The 19917-nt window shown below is 46.3% G+C and carries 21 protein-coding genes and 3 pseudogenes; 17 read left to right on the top strand and 7 right to left on the bottom strand.

From position 1 onward, the window contains the following. Positions 1-33: 33 nt before the first annotated feature. The 5 genes from DXE44_RS06490 to DXE44_RS06470 are packed head-to-tail and all read right to left on the bottom strand — an operon-like array spanning position 34 to position 5166. A complete protein-coding gene (locus tag DXE44_RS06490; RefSeq protein ID WP_114653606.1) occupies positions 34-903 on the bottom strand; it encodes a formyltransferase in 870 nt (289 codons plus the stop codon). After that, entirely contained in the window at positions 904-1875 is a 972-nt protein-coding gene (locus DXE44_RS06485) for a glycosyltransferase (RefSeq protein ID WP_114653604.1), read from the bottom strand. Between the two features lie 31 nt (positions 1876-1906). Further along, positions 1907-3079, bottom strand: a complete 1173-nt coding sequence (locus DXE44_RS06480; RefSeq protein WP_114653602.1) for a DegT/DnrJ/EryC1/StrS family aminotransferase — start codon at positions 3077-3079, stop codon at positions 1907-1909. A gap of 15 nt (positions 3080-3094) precedes the next feature. Further along, entirely contained in the window at positions 3095-4789 is a 1695-nt protein-coding gene (locus DXE44_RS06475) for a glycosyltransferase family 39 protein (RefSeq protein ID WP_114653600.1), read from the bottom strand. Continuing rightward, entirely contained in the window at positions 4789-5166 is a 378-nt protein-coding gene (locus tag DXE44_RS06470) for an Mth938-like domain-containing protein (RefSeq protein ID WP_114653598.1), read from the bottom strand. Before DXE44_RS06470 ends, DXE44_RS06475 begins: the two co-directional genes overlap by 1 nt. A gap of 79 nt (positions 5167-5245) precedes the next feature. Here DXE44_RS06470 and DXE44_RS06465 point away from each other — a divergent pair. The 7 genes and pseudogenes from DXE44_RS06465 to moaE all read left to right on the top strand — a co-directional run bounded on the left by DXE44_RS06465 (position 5246) and on the right by moaE (position 11259). Beyond that, positions 5246-6505 (top strand): annotated as a pseudogene (locus DXE44_RS06465) (pyridoxal phosphate-dependent aminotransferase). Then, positions 6502-7812 carry a homoserine dehydrogenase gene (locus tag DXE44_RS06460; RefSeq protein ID WP_114653596.1) on the top strand — a complete coding sequence of 437 codons (1311 nt, stop codon included), beginning with the start codon at positions 6502-6504 and terminating at the stop codon, positions 7810-7812. Before DXE44_RS06465 ends, DXE44_RS06460 begins: the two are co-directional and overlap by 4 nt. Positions 7813-7821: 9 nt before the next feature. Beyond that, complete coding sequence (gene thrC, locus DXE44_RS06455) at positions 7822-9264, top strand: threonine synthase (protein WP_114653594.1); 1443 nt, start codon at positions 7822-7824, stop codon at positions 9262-9264. 17 nt (positions 9265-9281) lie between these two features. Further along, positions 9282-10523: a molybdopterin molybdotransferase MoeA gene (locus DXE44_RS06450; RefSeq protein WP_114653592.1), complete on the top strand. Its 1242-nt coding sequence runs from the start codon at positions 9282-9284 to the stop codon at positions 10521-10523. An 18-nt stretch (positions 10524-10541) separates the two neighbouring features. Then, complete coding sequence (locus DXE44_RS11220) at positions 10542-10664, top strand: MoaD/ThiS family protein (protein WP_331851841.1); 123 nt, start codon at positions 10542-10544, stop codon at positions 10662-10664. Between the two features lie 18 nt (positions 10665-10682). Then, on the top strand, positions 10683-10799 hold the full coding sequence (locus DXE44_RS11215; protein WP_331851840.1) for a MoaD/ThiS family protein: 117 nt from the start codon (positions 10683-10685) through the stop codon (positions 10797-10799). A 1-nt stretch (position 10800) separates the two neighbouring features. Then, a pseudogene (gene moaE, locus DXE44_RS06440) lies at positions 10801-11259 on the top strand (molybdopterin synthase catalytic subunit MoaE). A gap of 11 nt (positions 11260-11270) precedes the next feature. Here the strand turns inward: moaE and DXE44_RS06435 are convergent. After that, complete coding sequence (locus DXE44_RS06435) at positions 11271-11894, bottom strand: alpha-ketoglutarate-dependent dioxygenase AlkB family protein (RefSeq protein WP_114653590.1); 624 nt, start codon at positions 11892-11894, stop codon at positions 11271-11273. 91 nt (positions 11895-11985) lie between these two features. Here DXE44_RS06435 and DXE44_RS06430 point away from each other — a divergent pair, with 91 nt between their 5' ends. The 7 genes from DXE44_RS06430 (at position 11986) to DXE44_RS11210 (ending at position 14004) form a co-directional block, all read left to right on the top strand. After that, a complete protein-coding gene (locus tag DXE44_RS06430; protein ID WP_114653588.1) occupies positions 11986-12165 on the top strand; it encodes a hypothetical protein in 180 nt (59 codons plus the stop codon). 71 nt (positions 12166-12236) lie between these two features. Beyond that, positions 12237-12389: a hypothetical protein gene (locus DXE44_RS10105; protein WP_162785895.1), complete on the top strand. Its 153-nt coding sequence runs from the start codon at positions 12237-12239 to the stop codon at positions 12387-12389. Between the two features lie 32 nt (positions 12390-12421). Further along, positions 12422-12628 (top strand): DUF2244 domain-containing protein, encoded by a 207-nt coding sequence (locus DXE44_RS11415; protein WP_415065284.1) that lies wholly within the window; start codon positions 12422-12424, stop codon positions 12626-12628. Further along, positions 12597-12851 (top strand): DUF2244 domain-containing protein, encoded by a 255-nt coding sequence (locus tag DXE44_RS10705; RefSeq protein WP_231970605.1) that lies wholly within the window; start codon positions 12597-12599, stop codon positions 12849-12851. Before DXE44_RS11415 ends, DXE44_RS10705 begins: the two co-directional genes overlap by 32 nt. A gap of 99 nt (positions 12852-12950) precedes the next feature. Then, positions 12951-13517, top strand: a complete 567-nt coding sequence (locus DXE44_RS06420; protein WP_114653585.1) for an RrF2 family transcriptional regulator — start codon at positions 12951-12953, stop codon at positions 13515-13517. Positions 13518-13534: 17 nt separating this feature from the next. Next, entirely contained in the window at positions 13535-13885 is a 351-nt protein-coding gene (locus DXE44_RS06415; protein ID WP_197712857.1) for a hypothetical protein, read from the top strand. Next, the gene (locus tag DXE44_RS11210) at positions 13795-14004 is read left to right on the top strand and encodes a tetratricopeptide repeat protein (protein ID WP_331851839.1); all 210 of its coding nucleotides are present in this window, start codon (positions 13795-13797) and stop codon (positions 14002-14004) included. Before DXE44_RS06415 ends, DXE44_RS11210 begins: the two co-directional genes overlap by 91 nt. A 54-nt stretch (positions 14005-14058) precedes the next feature. Here the strand turns inward: DXE44_RS11210 and DXE44_RS06410 are convergent, their stop codons facing one another. Beyond that, a complete protein-coding gene (locus tag DXE44_RS06410) occupies positions 14059-14301 on the bottom strand; it encodes a GIY-YIG nuclease family protein (protein ID WP_114654379.1) in 243 nt (80 codons plus the stop codon). A gap of 115 nt (positions 14302-14416) precedes the next feature. Here DXE44_RS06410 and clpB point away from each other — a divergent pair, with 115 nt between their 5' ends. The 3 genes and pseudogenes from clpB (at position 14417) to aceA (ending at position 19898) form a co-directional block, all read left to right on the top strand. Next, complete coding sequence (clpB, locus tag DXE44_RS06405; RefSeq protein ID WP_114653583.1) at positions 14417-17011, top strand: ATP-dependent chaperone ClpB; 2595 nt, start codon at positions 14417-14419, stop codon at positions 17009-17011. A 48-nt stretch (positions 17012-17059) separates the two neighbouring features. Next, on the top strand, positions 17060-18289 hold the full coding sequence (locus tag DXE44_RS06400) for an MFS transporter (RefSeq protein ID WP_114653581.1): 1230 nt from the start codon (positions 17060-17062) through the stop codon (positions 18287-18289). Positions 18290-18599: 310 nt separating this feature from the next. Next, positions 18600-19898 (top strand): annotated as a pseudogene (gene aceA / locus DXE44_RS06395) (isocitrate lyase). Positions 19899-19917: the final 19 nt, after the last annotated feature.

Below are 19917 nucleotides of genomic sequence, written 5' to 3'. Positions count from 1 at the left end.
CGTTTTAATCTAAAGAGTGCTGCTTTTAATTTGTTAGCTGTTTGCTGGGAACCAGACCAGTATCGCTACCGCTCTCTGGTCGCCACAAACGCCGAATACCTGATTATCAACCACTTGGATGCCGGGAGCCTGAAGATCCAGTTGCCTTGGAAATGGCCCCTTTAGGCTGGTACGGGCCACAATCCTGCGCTGACCTTGCCAGTCGGTAAAGGCCCCGGGATAAGGGGGTGCAACGGCTCTGACGAGGTTGTGAATCTGCTGAGCAGTCTGATGCCACAAAATTTGCCCATCCGCAGGCTTGCGACCTCCAAAATAGCTTCCTTGAGCTAGATTATTGGGTTTTTTGGGGATGCGGCCTTGTACAAGTTCCGGGAGAGTTTGGTTCATTACGGTAACTGCAGCCTGACTAACTTTGGCAAAGACTTCAGTAGCGGTTTCATTGGGTCCAATAGGGACTGCTGATTGACCAACGATATCGCCGGCATCTGGTTTGGCTTCCATGATGTGCAATGTGGCGCCAGTCTCAGTCTCCCCATGAAGAATGGCCCAGTTGACCGGTGCCCGTCCACGGTACTTTGGTAGTAGAGAGCCATGCATATTTAAGGCGCCAATCTTGGCGCAGGCCAAGAGTTCTGCCGGGATAATATGGCGATAGTAAAAAGAGAAGAGGTAATCAGGCGCCAGTTTCTGAATCTGGGGCACGAGATCCATCAGCTGATTTGCATTGGGTGTGATGTAAGGAATCTGCTGCTCCTCACAAAGCTTGGCAACACTTCCAAACCAAACATTCTCATTGGGATCATCTTGATGTGTTACTACCAGATCAATTTGTATTCCTGCATTGATCAATGTCTTGAGGCAATTAACGCCAACATCGTGATAAGCAAAGACGACTGCGTGCAATTATTTTTTCTCTAAAACAGTCTGCACAACATAGCGTGGGCGCTCACGAACCTGTTGGTAGATGCGGCCAATATATTCACCGAGCAAGCCAAGGCCAAATAGCATCACACCAATCAAGAAGAAGGTGAGGGCGAAGAGTGTGAACACTCCTTCCACTTCAGCGCCTAGAACAAAGCGGCGGACTAGGAGGTATATAAACAGGCTGCCTGCAGCCATGGCTAAGAGCATTCCTAGGATCGAGAAAATCTGCAAAGGCATGACCGAGAAACCAGTTACCAAATCGAAGTTCAAGCGAATAAGCTGATAGAGGCTGTATTTCGACTCACCTGCAAAACGTTCTTCATGCTTGATGCTGATTTCAGTAGGGTTGGATGCAAAGGTATAAGCCAGCGCTGGAATAAAAGTATTGCTTTCATCGCATTGACGAACGAGATCAACAATACGACGACTATAGCCGCGAAGCATGCAGCCTTGGTCGGTCATTGTGATGCGAGTAATCTTCTCGCGCAAATGATTCATAGCGCGTGAAGCAAATTTTCTGAAGAAGCTATCGCGACGATCGGCACGAATAGTGCCAACGTAGTCATGACCCTTGAGTAACTCATTGACTAGGGCATCAATTTCTTCCGGGGGATTTTGCAAGTCTGCATCCAGCGTGATGATGTATGCACCACGGGAGTATTCAAAGCCAGCCATGATCGCCATATGCTGACCGAAGTTGCTGTGAAATAAAACCGCTCTTGTGACATCAGGGCGCAGTTCAACTTGTTTGGCCAGGATGCCAGCGGAGCGATCTTTGCTGCCATCATTCACAAACACCACTTCATAAGCAATGTTACACTTGCTAGCCACGACATCTAGCGCGGGATATAGGCGATCAAAGAGGGCTTGAAGACCGTCTTCCTCGTTGTAAACGGGAATGACAATGCTGAGTGTCGGATTGCAGGCTTGGGTAGCTAAATTTGCAGTCATGCTGCAATTTTGCCTGATTCCGCTCTCGGTACTAGTTTTTGCGATGTTTCTTCAGAATCCCAGTCAAAGCACTAGCTATACGGCCAATATCTTGATCTGCCATGTCTGGAAAGAGGGGGAGGGTCAAAATGGAGTGGCCAATACGCTCAGCCACTGGGGTGGCTTGAACTTTGTAGCCCAGTTTTTGGTAAAGCGTAAATCCAGTAATAGTGGGGTAATGAATGCCAGTGCCAATGCCCAAATCTTTGAGTTCAGTCATTACCTGCGTGCGATCTACATTCAATTGCTCAAGCGGCAGAACAACTTGGAACATATGCCAATTACTGTCGGTAAAGTTTTCTACTGGTAACTCTAGGTTGAGTTTATCTAAACCAGCTGACTTTAATTCACTGCGAATCGCATCAAAGTACTGCCTTGCTAATGCAGTTCTGCGTGTCTGAAATCCTGGTAATTGCTTCAGTTGATGTAAGCCAATAACAGCATTGACATCCGTCAAATTATCCTTGCCACCAAGCACGTCTACATCCATTCCATCCATGCCTTGGCGGGTGAGTCCTTGCAGGCGAAACTTCTCTGCCAGTCTTACTTCATCTGCATTGTTAAGAACAAGGCATCCACCTTCAACGGTAGATAAATTTTTATTTGCTTGAAAACTAAAGCTCACGAGATCTCCAATGCTGCCGATCTTTTGACCTTTCCATTGCGAGCCAAAGGCTTGAGCAGCATCTTCAATCACGCGCAGCTTGCGTTGCTTAGCCAAGTCATAGAGTTGATCCATGTTGACTGGTAGTCCAGCTAAGTAGACAGGCATGATGGCACGCGTCTTGGGTGTTATGGCTGCCGCCACTTTATTTAAGTCGATATTGCGACTGATGGGATCAATATCCACGAATACAGGTGATGCCCCGACACTCAGAATGACATTGGAAGTGGCTACCCATGAGATTGGGGTGGTAATCACCTCATCACCCGGTCCAATGCCTGCAACTTGCAGTGCGATTTTCATGGTGGCAGTGCCATTGGCAAAACAGCGCACAGGGCGACCACCAAAATAGTCGCTCAAGGTCGCCTCAAATTCAGCCAACTTGGGTCCTGAAGTCACCCAGCCAGAACGCAACACTTCGGCAACAGCATCAATCGTTTCTTGATTGAAGTGTGGGCGCGTAAATGGAATAAAAGGCAGGGTACTTTGGGTGACTGACATAGTGGCCTTAGGAATTTATTGTGCAGAACTGCTTTGCGGCTCTGGGTGTTTAACGATGACGCGCCGAGAATCTCTTCCTACTTCTTGCATTGGGACATTGAGTTTTTGTAATTCGATATATTGCTCTGGAAACATTAACGCATAAGCGGTCTGGTCTTCTTGCCAGCACTCGATAAAGGCATCGAAGGTCGGAAGCCACAATTGGGGTTCTTTTTTTACACCAAACTCCAGCTCATCGGGAAACTCCACCATGATCATGGTTCTACCTAAATAGAAGGGTACGGTGTGATCCAGAATTCGGATGGAATAAAAATTCACTTTTTCTGGGATCTCAGATTTCACTTTTTCCACTAAGTCGATGCCAGATACCGCCCGGCCTAGGGTTTCATGGCCCGTGCCCGCAATCATTGCGCAGAGAAAAAAGCCACTCGCAAAACTCGTGATGCTGCTCAAGCCATTTCGTTTGCTTTGCATGAATGCCAGCAAGCTAAATGTAATTAATGTGATCAGCGCTGCAACGATCCAATAAGTGTATTGCGCATAGGATTCAATTTCATCTGGCCTTGCTTGCTTGCCAACTTCACCTAAAAAGAAAAAGCCTATACCCCCCAAGATTGCAAAGAAGAGGGCTTGCAACTTCCAAGGGAATCCCAGTGAATTGCTAAAGCCCAGATTGCGGTCCAAGCGATGACCGACAAGCATTGCTAATGCTGGGAAGACTGGAATGATATAGCCAGGTAATTTCGATTGAGAGACGCTAAAGAAGCCCATGATCACGGCAAACCAGCAGGTGAGTAACCAGCCGCTGGAGAACTCACGGTTGCGTTCCCGCCAAGCCTGAGCAAGGGCTCCAGGGGTTTGTGCAATCCATGGCAAAAAGCCTAGCAGTAGAAGTGGGATGAAGTAATAAATCGGCCCCGTTCTGCTGTGAGCTGTTTGCGTAAAACGTTGCAGATGTTCATGAATAAAGAAGAACTCCAGAAACTCTGGATTGCGTTGGGCTACTAGAACAAACCAAGGCGCAGTAATGATTAAAAATAAAATCGTGCCGCTAATGATGTGCAACCGCTTCCAGACTTTCCAGTCCCAAGCAGTAATGGAGTAAACAATAAACACCATTCCCGGTATGGCTAGCCCAATCACGCCCTTAGATAGTGTTGCTAGGGCCATGAAGGCCCAGCAGGCCCACATCCATCTTCTGGTATCACTTGGGTTATGACTCGTTTGCGCCAATAAAAGACTGCAGAGTGCAGCAACTAAAAAAGCTGACAAGCCCATATCCAGTGAGTTGATATGTCCGCCAATCACCCACATTGGGCTGGATGCTAGAGCGATAGCGGCCAACCAGCCTGCTCGAGCGCTATAGATGCGTGCACCAGTAAACCCAATAAATACAATTGTTAGAAATCCAGTGAGCGCAGTCCATAAACGCGCTTGCCAATCGCCGGTGCCAAAAAGATTGAAGGCGGTAACGGTAGCCCAAATTTGTAATGGGGGTTTTTCAAAATACTTGTAGCCGTTATAACGAGGGGTAACCCAATCACCAGTGACGAGCATCTCGCGAGCAATTTCGGCGTAACGCCCTTCGTCTGATGGAATGAGATGGCGGTAGTTCAGGGTGCCAAACCACACTAGGACATAAATCAGCACCAGAATCAAAATAGCTATCGGGTTGAGGGCGCTCGACTGCCGAATTTGGCCAAACTGCATTAGATAGCTTCCACGATAAGGGCCAGTAGAACCTGGCGACCTTCGCCAACAAGTATGTTGTAGGTGCGACAGGCAGCTTGAGAATCCATTATTTCGAAGCCCAGCTTGGCCTCAATGAGGGTCTTTAGTAGCTCTGGCTTTGGAAAGCGCTGACGCTTACCGGTGCCAATGATGATTAATTCAGGCTTGAGGGAGGCCATTTGAGTGAAATCTGCCGAACTCAGCTCCTCAAAGGATTTAACGCCCCATTCTAGGATTTCGCCATCCGAGCTCAATAAAACCGCGTGACTGTAGGGGATCTTATTGATCTCGATGTAGCCATCACCGTAACCGGTGATCGTATTGGCTCCGGAATGGGGGTCAGATTGAAGCTTCACATGGACTCTCTGTCATAATTATGAGGATTATAGCTAGCTGTTTTTCCCCAGTTTTCAAGAACTTACCCTTTAATTTATTGTGAAACCAATCCTAAAGTCCGAAAAACTCAATCACGTCTGCTACGACATTCGTGGACCCGTGCTGGAGCTTGCTCAGCGCATGGAGGAAGAGGGTCACAAAATCATCAAATTAAACATCGGTAATGTGGGTGTTTTTGGCTTTGATCCTCCAGAAGAGATTCAGTTGGACATGATCCGCAATTTGGGTAATGCCTCAGCGTACTCTGATTCCAAGGGAATCTTTGCGGCCCGTAAGGCCATCATGCAGTATTGCCAAGAAAAAGGCATCCAAGGCGTTACTTTGGATGACATTTATACCGGCAATGGCGTTTCAGAATTGATCGTTCTGGCAATGAATGCATTGCTTAATAACGGCGATGAAGTTTTGGTGCCGGCCCCTGACTACCCATTGTGGACAGCTGCTGTGAGTCTATCTGGTGGCACCCCAGTCCACTACCTCTGTGATGAGTCCAAAGAGTGGGCTCCTGATCTAGCAGACTTGCGTAAAAGGATTACACCGCGCACTAAAGCAATTGTGGTAATTAATCCCAACAATCCAACAGGCGCTATTTATTCGAAGGAAGTGCTGACAGAGTTAACTTCTATTGCCCGTGAGCATGGATTGATTTTGTTTGCTGATGAGATTTACGACAAGATGCTGTACGACAAGGAGAAGCATATCTCTTTGGCATCTCTTTCCACCGATGTAGTCACTATTACCTTCAATGGCTTATCCAAGAACTATCGCTCCTGCGGCTACCGTGCTGGCTGGATGATAGTTTCTGGGGATAAAGATATGATTCGAGATTACATTGAGGGTCTCAATATGCTGTCCTCAATGCGTTTGTGTGCCAACGTTCCAGGTCAGTACGCCATTCAAACGGCATTGGGTGGCTATCAAAGTATTAATGATTTAGTAAATGAGGGTGGTCGCTTAGCCAAGCAACGCGATCTTGCCTGGAAACTGATTACTGAGATCCCCGGCGTGACTTGCGTCAAGCTAAAATCTGCTTTGTAGCTATTTCCGAAGCTCGATCCGGAGATGTATCCGATTGAGGATGATCAGCAATTTGTTGCCGATCTTTTGAAAGAAGAAAAAGCGTTGTTAGTGCAGGGCTCCAGTTTTAACTGGGGTAAGCCAGACCATTTCCGTGTAGTGTTCTTGCCTCACGAAGATGTGCTTAAAGAGGCGATTGGTCGTCTTGCACGTTTTCTAGAGTGTTATCGTCAAAAACATAGTCGTAAAGCGGCTAATTCAACAGCAACAAAGGCATCATGAAACCGATTCAAGTTGGTCTATTAGGTATTGGCACTGTAGGTGGTGGAGTATTTACTGTTCTCGAGCGTAACCAGGATGAGATTACCCGTCGCGCTGGTCGTGGTATTCGCATTAACACTGTTGCTGATCTCAATGTAGAACGTGCCAAAGAGTTGGTAAAAGACCGTGCTCAAGTGGTGAGCGATGCGCGTGCAGTAATCAATAATCCTGAAATCGATATCGTTATTGAGTTGATCGGTGGTTACGGCATTGCTAAAGATTTAGTACTAGAGGCAATTGCCGCTGGCAAGCATGTAGTCACAGCCAACAAGGCTTTGATCGCCGTGCATGGCAATGAGATCTTTAAAGCTGCCCATGAAAAAGGCATGATGGTTGCATTTGAGGCGGCTGTTGCTGGCGGTATTCCAATCATCAAGGCACTCCGTGAAGGTTTGACTGCAAACCGCATCGAGTGGATCGCCGGCATCATCAATGGCACAACCAATTTCATTCTTTCTGAGATGCGTGACAAAGGCTTGGGCTTTGCTACCGTCCTCAAAGAAGCGCAGCGTTTGGGTTATGCAGAAGCGGATCCGACATTTGATATTGAAGGTGTAGACGCTGCACACAAGGCAACCATCATGAGCGCAATTGCATTTGGTATTCCAATGCAATTTGAAAAAGCCCATGTTGAGGGTATTACGAAGCTGGATGCCATCGATATTAAATATGCTGAGCAATTGGGCTATCGCATTAAGTTGCTCGGTATCGCCAAGAAGACAGCTACTGGTGTTGAGTTACGTGTGCACCCAACTTTGATTCCGACAAAGCGTTTGATTGCAAACGTTGAAGGTGCTATGAATGCCGTTCAGGTATTTGGTGATGCCGTTGGCACCACTCTGTACTACGGTAAAGGTGCGGGTTCAGAACCAACCGCTTCTGCTGTGATCGCTGACTTAGTGGATATCACCCGTTTATTGGGTGCAAGCCCAGAGAATCGCGTTCCTTACTTAGCATTCCAGCCGGATGCAGTGCGCGATATCGCTGTACTGCCAATGGGCGAAATCATCACCAGCTATTACTTGCGTTTACGTGTGGCCGATCAGGCCGGAGTGTTAGCCGACATCACTAAGATTTTGGCGTCTCACAGCATCTCCATTGATGCACTGTTACAAAAAGAAGCAGACGAAGGTGAAAGCCAGACTGATTTGGTTGCATTGACTCACGAGACTAAAGAAAAGCACATGCTGGCAGCGATTGCTGAAATCCAGAATTTGAAAACTGTTGCTGGCGAAGTTGTGAAGATCCGCTTAGAAAATCTTTCCTAAAATAAATACATGCGTTACCAATCAACTCGTGGCAATAGCCCGCAACAATCCTTTCTAGAAATCCTCCTTGGTGGATTGGCACCGGATGGTGGTTTGTATCTGCCGACTGAGTATCCACAAGTCACTAAAGAGCAGTTGGATTCATGGCGTGGATTGTCTTATGCTGATCTCGCTTATGAAGTCTTGAGTTTGTATTGTGATGACATTCCTGAAGCGGATTTGCATGCTTTATTACGAAAGACCTATACGGAGCAAGTCTATTGCAATGGCCGGACTGAAGATAACGCCAAAGACATTACCCCATTACATTGGTTGGGCGAAGAGCAGGGCACACGTATTGGTTTACTGAGTTTGTCTAACGGACCAACATTGGCGTTCAAAGATATGGCGATGCAGTTGCTCGGCAATCTCTTTGAATACGCGTTAAAGAAAAAAGGTCAGAAGCTTAATATTTTGGGCGCGACCTCTGGTGATACCGGTAGTGCGGCTGAATACGCTATGCGTGGCAAAGAGGGTGTGAAAGTTTTCATGCTTTCTCCACACGGCAAGATGAGTGCTTTCCAGTCCGCGCAAATGTACTCCCTTCAAGATCCGAACATTTTCAACTTAGCGGTTGCAGGTGTATTTGATGACTGCCAAGATATTGTCAAAGCAGTCAGCAACGATCATAGCTATAAGGCAAGCCACCACATTGGAACCGTCAACTCAATTAACTGGGGCCGAGTAGTTGCCCAGGTTGTGTATTACTTCCAAGGTTATTTGCTAGCAACCAAATCGAGCGAGGAAAAAGCATCTTTCACTGTGCCGTCTGGTAACTTTGGCAATATCTGCGCTGGCCACATTGCCCGCATGATGGGCTTACCAATCGCGCATTTGATTGCTGCTACGAATGAGAATGATGTTCTCGATGAGTTCTTCCGCACTGGTGTGTATCGTGCGCGTAAGTCTGCTGAGACTTTGCATACCTCAAGCCCATCCATGGATATTTCCAAGGCGAGTAATTTTGAGCGTTTTGTATTTGATCTAATGGGTAAAGATGGTAAGGCAACCGCTGCCATGTTTAAACAGGTTGATGGGGCGGGTGGCTTTGATATTTCTAAAGATACCGTCTTTAAAGATATTGCTAAGTACGGCTTCCAATCCGGCCGCAGTACTCATGAAAACCGCCTTGAGACAATTCGTAATATTGACTCACAGTATGGCGTCATGATTGATACCCATACCGCTGATGGTGTGAAGGTTGCGCGTGAGCACTTGCAAGCAGGCATTCCGATGATTGTTCTCGAGACTGCTTTACCTATTAAATTTGAAGAAACGATTGAAGTGGCATTGGGGCGTCCTGCAGAATGCCCGCCGGCATTTAAAGACATCAAGTCAAAGCCGCAGCGCGTTGAAAATATAGATGCCGATGTCAATCAAGTGAAAAACTTCATTACTGCCCACGTTAATTAACTCAGAAATCAAGCGCCATGACTAAGCCTCCGATGTTGACTGCTCAGCAGGCTTTAGATCACTTGCTGTCAAATGCAAAAGCTGTAGGTGAGAGTGAGACAGTTGCTATGCAAGCTACGCTTGGCCGCGTGCTTGCTGAAAGTGTTAACAGCTTGGTAGATGTGCCCCCACTCGATAACACCTCCATGGATGGTTATGCGGTGCGTACTGCAGATACCCAAACTCCTGGAAGCATCCTCAAGATTGCCCAACGTATTCCGGCGGGATCTATGGGTATGCAGCTAGAGTCAGGCACTGCTGCCAGAATTTTTACTGGTGCCCCAGTTCCTCCGGGTGCTGACGCAGTTGTCATGCAAGAAGATTGCGCTATTCCAGAGGGTTCAACTGATCAAGTGCAGATCAATATTGCACCAACATCAGGTCAATGGATCCGCCGAAGAGGTGAGGACCTCACTGCAGGCAAAACGGCTCTCAGCGCGGGTACTTTTTTGCGCCCACAAGAATTAGGTGTTGCAGCATCTGCTGGCTTAACGCATTTAAATGTAAAGCGTAAGGTTAGGGTGGCTGCATTTTTTATTGGTGATGAGCTTTCTCTTCCTGGTGAGCCGCTCAAACCGGGCGGTATCTACAACTCCAATCGCGATACTTTATTGGCATGCATTAAATCCTTGGGCTGCGATGCCACAGACTTTGGAATCGTTCCCGACAGTCTTGAGGCTACGAAAGAAACGCTGCGCAAGGCTAGCAAAGATCACGATCTGATTATTACTTCTGGCGGTGTATCTGTTGGTGAGGAGGATCACATCAAACCGGCAGTGACTGCTGAAGGTAGATTAGATCTTTGGCAGATTGGCATTAAGCCGGGTAAGCCTTTGGCTTTTGGTGCGGTGCGCAAGTCAACCGAGAACAAAGATGGTGAAACTTGGTTTATTGGACTACCTGGTAACCCGGTTTCTAGTTTTGTGACATTCCTGCTATTTGTTCGCCCGTTTATTCTGAAGCTACAAGGACGAGATGCGGGTATGCCACAGTCCTACCCAATGCGAGCTGACTTTGATTGGCTTAAAGGAGATCGTCGCAATGAGTTCCTACGCGTAAAAATCAATTCGCAGGGCGGTTTAGATCTATTCCCTAACCAAAGCTCTGGAGTGCTCACAAGCGCTTCATGGGGTGATGGTTTGGTAGATTGCGCGCCTGGGGCAACATTTAAGGCTGGCGATATGGTGAAGTACATTCCATTTAACGCGCTCCTCGCTTAATCGTATTACGATCTCAGTATGAAACTCGAATTACGATTCTTTGCCTCTTTAAGGGAGGGTCTAGGGCTTTCCACCGAGAGCATCACTGTGCCAGCTGAAATCAAAACCATTGCTGACTTAAGAAGTTATCTTGCCCAATGAGGAAAACCTTGGGCTGAGGTGCTGGCAAGTGGCAAGGTAATTCGTTGCGCCTTAAATCAAGAGATGGTGAGCGAATCTACTCCCTTAGTAGAAGGTGCTGAAGTGGCTTTCTTCCCCCGGGTTACTGGTGGCTAAGATGCAGAACGATTTCATCCGCATTCAAGAGCAAGACTTTGACCTCACTACTGAAGTTAAGGCGCTGCGCAAGAATGATCCTCGTGTAGGAGCGGTAGTGACTTTTGTTGGCACCGTCCGAGACATGAATGACGGCAGTCAAGTTAAAGGCATGACGCTGGAGCACTATCCTGGCATGACAGAAAAGTCCCTAGAGGAAATCATTCGACAAGCCAGAGGCCGCTGAGATCTTTACAAGACTCTAGTCATCCATCGAGTGGGACCACTTCTGCCTGAAGATCAAATTGTTTTAGTGGCGGTTACTAGTGCGCACAGAGGAGAGGCATTTGCTGCTAGTGAGTTCATCATGGACTACCTCAAAACAGCAGCACCATTTTGGAAAAAAGAAGAGACCCCTAAAGGTAGTAAATGGGTTGATGCCCGTGTCACAGACGATGCTGCAATGGCCCGCTGGAATTAATTAGCCACCCCTCATATTCGGGGAAGTATTTTTCGAAAGGTGAGATTAATGCGGGGGCTTGTAACAGTCTTTGTTTTGAGGAGGCTGTGATGCCAATGTTCTTGAATGGGTGGGTGCATGATGAGTAAACTGCCATGATCAAGAAATACTGGGATAGTAGTTTTGTCCTGCTTATGGCGAAACGTAAACTTGCGTCGAGCACCTAAGCTGATTGATGCGATAGGGGCTGTACTGTCTAGCTCTTTCTCATCATCACTATGCCATCCCATACCTTCATCACCAGTGTGATACAGATTAAGTAAGCAAGAGTTATAGGTGCACCCAGTGAATTGTTCAAGCTTATGCTTCATTTGCAATAACTCATTAGTCCAGGCCTGAGGTGTTTTTTGAACTCCAGAGTAGGTGTATGCGCATTCTGGATCACCCACCCAGACAACTTTTCTTGCGGTCTTTACTAACTTACCAAACATCTTGATCTCATCCACCTCCCAGGAAAGAGAGTTCAGCAATTTTTTATAAAGATGATCAGATTCTTCGGTATCGTAAAAATGATGGAGATATTCAGTCAACCCATCTTTCTTCAGCAGGACTACCGACTCGGGCGCATTTGGCAGATCAAATAACTGGTTTTGCATGGGTTGTCTATTAGCCAGGGTGAATACCTTATTTCAATAAAAACTCTAGAATAGGTTTCATTATGAATTGTTCGGGATTAAAAGGTGAAACATGAAACCACCAGATAAACGTTGCTGTGGCTCAGGCGTTTGCATCATCAATGAAGCTGGAGAGTGTTGGTGTGGTCAAGTATGGGATGGCGAGAAAATGAGTGCACCACCCCTCATGTCGGCAAAAAGTCATGCATCCGTTTTATCTCCTAAGGTCAAAAAAACCGCATCCGAGGAGTAAGCCTTTTTTCGTTTGTCAGGCAGGAATGACAAATTTCAATTACGTTACATAATATTCACAGGAGAAAAAATATGACGCAAAAACTGCGAGTGAGGCTCGCGCGCTGGATTTTAGGTAAACATTGTCCTTGCTACCAAATGGGCTATCACTCCATGGTTGATTTTCAGGAGCGCAGCACTGCACAGCTTGAAAAGGCCAAAAAAGCCAAATCAGAGAATAGTTAAATCGCAAGATTAACGACGATTCACATCCCAAAATGAAAATCTGGAAGATGAGACGAAATTGCGCATTGACCCCCGGTCAGCTGCTCAAGTTCTACATTGCTCTGGTTGTTCTTTCCTTAACTGTAGCCACAGATTTTTTATTGGCTGGCGTAAAAATTATCCTGATATTCACTGCTATAGACCTGACCGCAGTGACCGTCGGTTTTTTTGATCTACTGCCGTCATGCCTTGGATTTTGAAGCGATCGAAATCAGTGGTACTCAATTATTGGTGAGAAAGTTTATTGCCTATAAAGAGACTGTGATGGAATTTAATACCCGCTGGGTGAGGTTGTCTCAGCCAGAAGGCAATAAAAAGGTATTTTTTGTAGAGCAGACGGGGCAGAAGATTGAACTTGGTCAGTTCCTCAGGCCGGAGCAAATTAAAAGCCTGATTGCTGAGTTAAGAGCTTATTTGGGATAATGGCAACCATGACTTAAAAAGGGTTAAAGATCCTAGCTCAACAAAATATGGCATTCAATCCGATACTGATTTCAATTTAATATATTTGTTAAATTCAACATGAACGTTAATACCGCTGTTAAAGCCGCACTAAATACTCTGGTTGACATAGCAACCCATTCAACCGCTATCCATCCGGTTACTGGCCTAGAGTTGGCGCAGCGCCAAAAATTATCGATTAGCCGAATCGAGCTTTTGCTCAGTGCATTGCGTGCCGCCGGAATTGTCAAAGGCACAAAGGGTCGGAACGGAGGTTATACGCTTTTACGTGATCCTAGAATGGTCACTATTAAGGATGTTGTGTTGGCCATGAATTACATTAAAAAGCGTAAGGTTGAAGCTTGCGATATTGCAAGTGAGCTCTACCAATCCTTGGAGACTTACATGCTCAGTTGCATGGCTAATATGAATCTCTCCGATGCTATTAAAGATTATGTGCCACGATTTAGCGATGCCAAAACTGCTCCTGAGCGTCAGACTTTTTCTTATCCAGAATTGAAGGTGAGCAAGCCGTCTAAGGGCGAAGTGCAGAGGGTAGTTAAAACCCACTTTAAGAAAGTAGAAGATGTTCCACTGGGGCCAAATTCCATTTTCAGTTTTGGCGACTACCTACAAAAAGCAGAATAAAGATAAGGCCCCAAAAGATGAAGGCAATGAACTGGAATGCGCTTAGTAAAATACTTGCATCCTTAGCAATCGCAATAGCGCCATGGGTAGTTTCTGTTGTTGCTGATAGTGCTCCAACTAAATCTGACCCTGCTTGGCTAACGGATGCTCGCGCCAGCATCAAATCTAACAATTACGACCAAGCATTGAAGCAGTTGCAGTCAGCCAATGATGTCGATTCTGCGGATTGGAATAACCGGATGGGATACAGTCTTCGCAAAAAGCAGCCACCTCTGATTTGGTTTCATCTGAAAAGTATTACCAGGCAGCACTCAAGATTGATCCAAGCCATAGATCTGCATTGGAATATTACGGTGAGTTGTTGTTGATGAAGAAGGATTTGCCTGGGGCTGAGGCTATGTTGGCTAGGCTAGATAAGGCCTGCCTATTTAGTTGTGAGGAGTACAGCGATCTGAAGGCAAGTATTGCGAAGTATCAAGGTAAATAGCAACCCCGTACCCTCACATGCCACTGTGTGGTGATGGGTGTCCGAAACCCCGTTCTAGGTTTTAAAAAAGCCTAACTTTTCCGATTTCGGTAACTTCTTTAATTTAGCCTCTGCCTTAGAGGCTTCAGATCGATCTGGGCGCTCTTGGGTCGCCAAAAGGGTGACTGGTCTACGAGCCCTTGTATATCGAGCGCCTTCCCCCGAATTATGGGCTCCCAAGCGATGTTCTAGGCGGTTGGTAATGCCAGCGTAATAGCTGCCATCAGAACACTCTAGGAGATAAACAAGCCAGGTCAAAATGAGGGTAAATTCGCTTAAAAAGGGCTCTAAAACACTTGAAATTGTCAATAATGCCCCTATATTTTATAGATAGATATGTATTAAAAATAGTTGAAGTAGATAGGACTTAAAAATGAGAATAGATAAATTAACTACTAAGTTTCAAGAGGCACTCAGTGAGGCGCAAAGCCTTGCTTTGGCAAAAGACAATCAATATATCGAGCCAGCCCATTTATTGTTGGCTATGTTGCGTGATTCAGATGGCGGTGCCAAGAGTTTATTAACCCGCGCAGGCGTCAATGTTCCTGGTCTTGAGAAAGCTACCGAAAAGCTCATTAGTAACCTGCCTGAAGTGCAGGGCACTAGTGGCGAAGTGCAGGTTGGTCGTGATTTAAGTAGCTGGCTCAACTTATGTGAAAAAGAGGCTAACAAGCGCAATGATCAATTTATTGCCGGTGAATTGTTTTTGCTGGTGGTGGCTGATGACAAAGGTGAGCTCGGGAAGATTGCTCGTGAGAATGGTTTAAATCGTAAATCGTTAGAAGCGGCTATTGATTTAGTGCGCGGAGGAGATTCAGTGAATAGTGCAGATGCTGAAGGTCAACGTGAGGCCTTAAAGAAATACACCGTCGATTTAACTGAGCGTGTTCGTATGGGCAAGCTTGATCCTGTGATTGGTCGTGATAATGAGATTCGTCGCACCATACAGATCTTGCAACGTCGCGGTAAAAATAACCCGGTGTTGATTGGTGAGCCAGGCGTTGGTAAAACTGCCATCGTTGAGGGCTTAGCTCAACGCATTATTAATGGCGAAGTTCCTGAAACCCTCAAGAATAAGCGTGTCCTCGTGCTGGATATGGCATTGCTATTGGCTGGTGCCAAGTACCGCGGTGAATTCGAAGAACGCCTCAAGGCTGTTCTGAGCGATGTAGCTAAAGATGAAGGTCAAACCATCATCTTTATTGATGAAATTCATACGATGGTTGGTGCTGGTAAGGGTGATGGCGCGATGGATGCCGGCAATATGCTCAAGCCAGCCTTAGCGCGCGGCGAATTGCACTGCATCGGCGCAACCACCTTAGATGAATATCGTAAATACATTGAGAAAGATCCAGCGCTCGAGCGTCGTTTCCAAAAGGTTATGGTTGAAGAGCCTAGCGTTGAGGCGACTATTGCGATCTTGCGTGGTTTGCAGGAGCGCTATGAGCTTCACCATGGCATTGAGATTACCGATCCTGCTATTGTGGCAGCGGCCGAGCTATCGCACCGCTACATTACGGATCGTTTCTTACCGGATAAAGCTATCGATTTGATTGACGAGGCCGGTTCACGTATTCGGATGGAGATTGATTCTAAGCCTGAGGTAATGGATAAGCTTGAGCGTCGCCTTATTCAGCTCAAGATTGAGCGTGAAGCTGTCAAGAAAGAAAAAGACGAAGCCTCGCAAAAGCGTCTGGGTTTGATTGAAGATGAGATCAAGCGCTTAGGTGCTGAGTATGCTGATTTAGAAGAAATCTGGAAAGCAGAAAAAGGTGCCGTGCTGGGTGCCGCTCATCTCAAAGAAGAGATTGAAAAAGTCCGCGCCGACATTGCCAAGTTACAACGCGATGGTAAGTTGGAGCAAGTTGCCGAATTGCAATATGGCAAGTTGCCTGAGCTCGAAGCAAAGCTCAAATCTGCAGCGGCTGCTGAAGCTAAAGGCGATAAAGATGGCGTAGTGAAGAGTAAGCTCTTGCGAACCCAAGTGGGTGCAGAAGAGATTGCAGAGGTCGTGTCACGTGCTACAGGTATTCCAGTGTCGAAGATGATGCAAGGTGAGCGCGATAAGTTACTCAAGATGGAAGAGCTCTTACATAAGCGCGTGGTTGGTCAAGAAGAGGCAATTCGTGCGGTATCTGATGCGATTCGTCGCTCCCGCGCTGGTCTTGCCGAAGAGAATCGTCCTTATGGATCATTCTTATTCTTAGGGCCTACTGGTGTTGGTAAGACTGAGCTCTGCAAAGCCTTGGCCGGTTTCTTGTTTGATAGCGAGGATCACCTCATCCGTATCGACATGAGTGAGTTCATGGAGAAGCACAGCGTTGCTCGTTTAATCGGTGCGCCTCCAGGTTATGTAGGTTACGAAGAGGGTGGTTACCTAACCGAGCAAGTGCGTCGCCATCCGTATAGCGTGATCTTATTTGATGAGATTGAAAAAGCGCATCCAGATGTCTTCAACGTACTCTTGCAAGTATTGGACGATGGTCGCTTAACCGATGGTCAAGGTCGTACTGTGGACTTCAAGAACACCGTGATTGTGATGACTAGCAATATCGGCTCACATCTCATTCAGTCGATGACAGATAAGAAGCAATCTGAAATCAAGGATGCAGTATTTGAAGAGTTGAAGAATCACTTCCGTCCTGAGTTCCTCAATCGTATTGATGAAATCGTCGTGTTCCATGGTTTGGATAAAGACAATATTGCGAATATCGCGAAGATCTTGCTGAAGAATTTGTCAGATCGTCTGGCAAGGGTCGATATGCAGATGGAAGTGAGTGATGCCGCTCTGAGCAAGATTGCAGAGGTCGGTTTTGATCCAGCATTTGGAGCCAGACCTCTGAAGCGTGCGATTCAGCAATATATCGAGAACCCAGTATCCAAGATGATCTTGGAAGGCAAGTTTGGCCCTAAGGACATTGTTCCTGTGGGCGTCGATAAGAACGGCGATTTCAGCTTTAGCAAGTAATTCTTAGAAAAATCAGCAGGAATATTCCTGCGCCAGTAAACTCGGTACATGACTGATGCCCTAGTAATGAGGCGCGCCAGTGATGTCCGGGTTGTTGGTCTTATTAGCCTGGCTCACGGTAGCTTCCATTTAATTCTGCCACCCATGTTCCCATGGTTAAAGGCAGAGTTTGGCTTTAATTATGCTGAGCTTGGTCTGCTTATGACCATTTTCTTTGTGGTTTCCTGCATTGTTCAAGCGGCATCTGGATTTTTAGTCGATCGCATTGGGGCTCGACCTGTATTGTTTGCTGGAGTGGGTTTGCTTGCACTGGCTGCGCTCACTTATTCACAGAGCAATGGTTATGCCATGCTGTTGCTGGGTGCGGTGATTGCAGGATGCGGTAATGGGATATTTCATCCTGTTGATTACACGCTAATCGATCACAAAATTTCACCGCCCAATTTGCCTTACGCTTACTCCATTCACGGGGTAGCTGATTATATCGGTTGGGCTGCAGCCCCAGCATTTATGGTGGCGGTAGCTAGCATTGCTGATTGGCGTATCGCCTTTTTATCTGCAGCATTGCTTGAGGCTTTGATACTGCTAACCCTGTGGCTAGGCCGGGCACGCTTAATTGATGATGTTCATGCGAGGCGAGAGGAATCCCAGGCAAGCCATGCCCAAAGTAATCCTGGCGGCGGTCCGATGAGTACCTTTGGCTTTCTGAGGTTGCCTGTAGTTTGGCTCTGTTGGATTTTCTTTTTCTTTAGTATGGCTGCAACTACTGGCTTGCAATCATTTGCACCAACGGCACTTTTTAAAATCTATGACATTGCCGTGAGATCTGGAAATTACTATCTCACTCTGATGTCTATGGGCGGTGCTGGAGGAATGCTTCTAGGTGGCTATCTAGCTAGTAAATTAAAAGTGCCCGAACGCATTATTACGATCTGCTTCACGGTGAATATCGCGACGGGTCTTTTGTTGGCTACTGGATTGGTGCCACTTGAATTGATTGTGATTTCTTTTATTGTGATTGGCCTTGGATTGGGTATCGCTGCCCCATCACGGGATTTGATGATTCGCTCTGCAACGCCGTCAGGCTCATCGGGTAGGGTATACGGCATTGTCTGTTCCGGCATTGATCTTGGCGCAGCTTTAAGCCCCTTGATCTTCGGAATTTTCCTGGATATCGGCTTGCCAAGGTCCTTATTTATAGGCGTGGCAGTCCTTCAGTTGATGATTATCTTGACTGGATTTAAGGTTGCGAGCATCAGCACTTCCAAAACTGCGTAAAAGAACTTCTATCTTTTCATAATGTGAAAAGATATTACCATACGCAAAATGCAGTGCAACATCTCAGTCTGGGGTTTCTATCACCCCTTGGTGAATAATTTCATAATATAAAATACATTCTATAAGTTACTGTATTAATTGAATTAAATATTTTTATTTATTTATTTATTTATTTATTTATTTATTTATTTATTTATTTATTTATGAAATAGTTCTTGCATGCTTTTCTCAGACACTTACACTCTTATATAAGACATAAGACTTGAATGTCCAAATATTTGAAGTACTTGTTTAACTTAGGGAGAAAAACATGACAGATCGCAAAGCAGAAATCGCAGCACTACAAAAAGACTGGGATACCAATCCACGTTGGAAGGGTATTGCTCGTGGCTACACAGCTGAGGACGTTGTACGTTTACGCGGTTCATTGAAGATTGAGCACACATTGGCAAAGCATGGCGCAGAGCGTCTCTGGGAATTGGTTAACAACGAAGCTTACGTTAACTGCTTAGGTGCTTTAACTGGTGGTCAAGCAATGCAACAGGTTAAGGCTGGCGTTCAGGCTATCTACTTGTCAGGCTGGCAAGTTGCTGCTGACGGTAACTCATACGCAGCGATGTACCCAGATCAATCTTTGTATCCAGTTGACTCAGTTCCAAAGATGGTTGAGCGCATTAACAACTCATTCCAACGTGCTGATGAAATTCAAACCGCTAAAGGCATCAATAAAGGTGATGCTGGTTGTATTGAATATTTTGCTCCAATCGTTGCTGATGTTGAAGCTGGTTTCGGTGGTGTATTGAATGCATTTGAATTGAGCAAGGCATTAATTAAGCAGGGTGCTGCTGGTGTTCACTTCGAAGATCAACTCTCTTCTGTTAAGAAGTGCGGTCACATAGGTGGCAAAGTATTGTTGCCTACTACTGAATCTGTTCAGAAATTGATCTCTGCACGTTTGGCCGCTGACGTAATGGGCGTTCCAACTATCATCTTGGCCCGTACCGATGCTGAAGCTGCTGACTTGTTGACATCTGACTACGATGCAAATGACAAGCCATTCTTGACGGGCGAGCGCACATCTGAAGGTTTCTACAAAACACGTAAGGGCTTGGATCAAGCGATCTCCCGTGGTTTGGCATACGCCGCATACGCTGATATGGTTTGATGTGAAACAGGTACGCCTGATTTGGACTTTGCTCGTCAGTTCGCTGAAGCAATTCGTGCGAAATTCCCAGGCAAGATGTTGGCTTACAACTGCTCACCATCTTTCAGCTGGAAGAAGAACTTGGATGACGCAACGATTGCGAAGTTCCAACGCGAATTAGGCGCAATGGGCTACAAGTATCAGTTCATCACATTAGCTGGTATTCACTCTATGTGGTACAACATGTTCGACTTGGCGCAAGACTACATGCAGCGCGGTATGACTGCTTACATCGAGAAAGTACAAGAGCCAGAATTTGCTGCTCGTGATCGTGGTTACACATTCGTATCCCATCAGCAAGAAGTTGGTACTGGTTACTTCGACGATGTTACTACTGTGATTCAAGGTGGCAAGTCTTCAGTAACAGCATTGACTGGTTCTACAGAAGAAGAGCAGTTCCACTAAGAAATCCCTAAGTAGTATG

It is taken from the genome of Polynucleobacter necessarius, assembly GCF_900095175.1.
In the GTDB taxonomy this organism is placed as follows: domain Bacteria; phylum Pseudomonadota; class Gammaproteobacteria; order Burkholderiales; family Burkholderiaceae; genus Polynucleobacter; species Polynucleobacter necessarius_I.
The sequence above is the reverse complement of the archived record's forward strand: the minus strand, read 5'-3'. Positions and strand labels throughout refer to the sequence as shown.

Excerpts from the sequence above, each read along its gene's own strand:
- DXE44_RS06485 (WP_114653604.1), bottom strand. The coding sequence starts at position 1,875 with ATGACTGCAAATTTAGCTACCCAAGCCTGCAATCCGACACTCAGCATT.
- DXE44_RS06480 (WP_114653602.1), bottom strand. The coding sequence starts at position 3,079 with ATGTCAGTCACCCAAAGTACCCTGCCTTTTATTCCATTTACGCGCCCA.
- DXE44_RS06475 (WP_114653600.1), bottom strand. The coding sequence starts at position 4,789 with ATGCAGTTTGGCCAAATTCGGCAGTCGAGCGCCCTCAACCCGATAGCT.
- DXE44_RS06460 (WP_114653596.1), top strand. The coding sequence starts at position 6,502 with ATGAAACCGATTCAAGTTGGTCTATTAGGTATTGGCACTGTAGGTGGT.
- thrC (WP_114653594.1), top strand. The coding sequence starts at position 7,822 with ATGCGTTACCAATCAACTCGTGGCAATAGCCCGCAACAATCCTTTCTA.
- DXE44_RS06450 (WP_114653592.1), top strand. The coding sequence starts at position 9,282 with ATGACTAAGCCTCCGATGTTGACTGCTCAGCAGGCTTTAGATCACTTG.
- DXE44_RS11220 (WP_331851841.1), top strand. The coding sequence starts at position 10,542 with ATGAAACTCGAATTACGATTCTTTGCCTCTTTAAGGGAGGGTCTAGGG.
- DXE44_RS06435 (WP_114653590.1), bottom strand. The coding sequence starts at position 11,894 with ATGCAAAACCAGTTATTTGATCTGCCAAATGCGCCCGAGTCGGTAGTC.
- DXE44_RS06430 (WP_114653588.1), top strand. The coding sequence starts at position 11,986 with ATGAAACCACCAGATAAACGTTGCTGTGGCTCAGGCGTTTGCATCATC.
- DXE44_RS10105 (WP_162785895.1), top strand. The coding sequence starts at position 12,237 with ATGACGCAAAAACTGCGAGTGAGGCTCGCGCGCTGGATTTTAGGTAAA.
- DXE44_RS11415 (WP_415065284.1), top strand. The coding sequence starts at position 12,422 with ATGAAAATCTGGAAGATGAGACGAAATTGCGCATTGACCCCCGGTCAG.
- DXE44_RS06420 (WP_114653585.1), top strand. The coding sequence starts at position 12,951 with ATGAACGTTAATACCGCTGTTAAAGCCGCACTAAATACTCTGGTTGAC.
- DXE44_RS06415 (WP_197712857.1), top strand. The coding sequence starts at position 13,535 with ATGAAGGCAATGAACTGGAATGCGCTTAGTAAAATACTTGCATCCTTA.
- clpB (WP_114653583.1), top strand. The coding sequence starts at position 14,417 with ATGAGAATAGATAAATTAACTACTAAGTTTCAAGAGGCACTCAGTGAG.
- DXE44_RS06400 (WP_114653581.1), top strand. The coding sequence starts at position 17,060 with ATGACTGATGCCCTAGTAATGAGGCGCGCCAGTGATGTCCGGGTTGTT.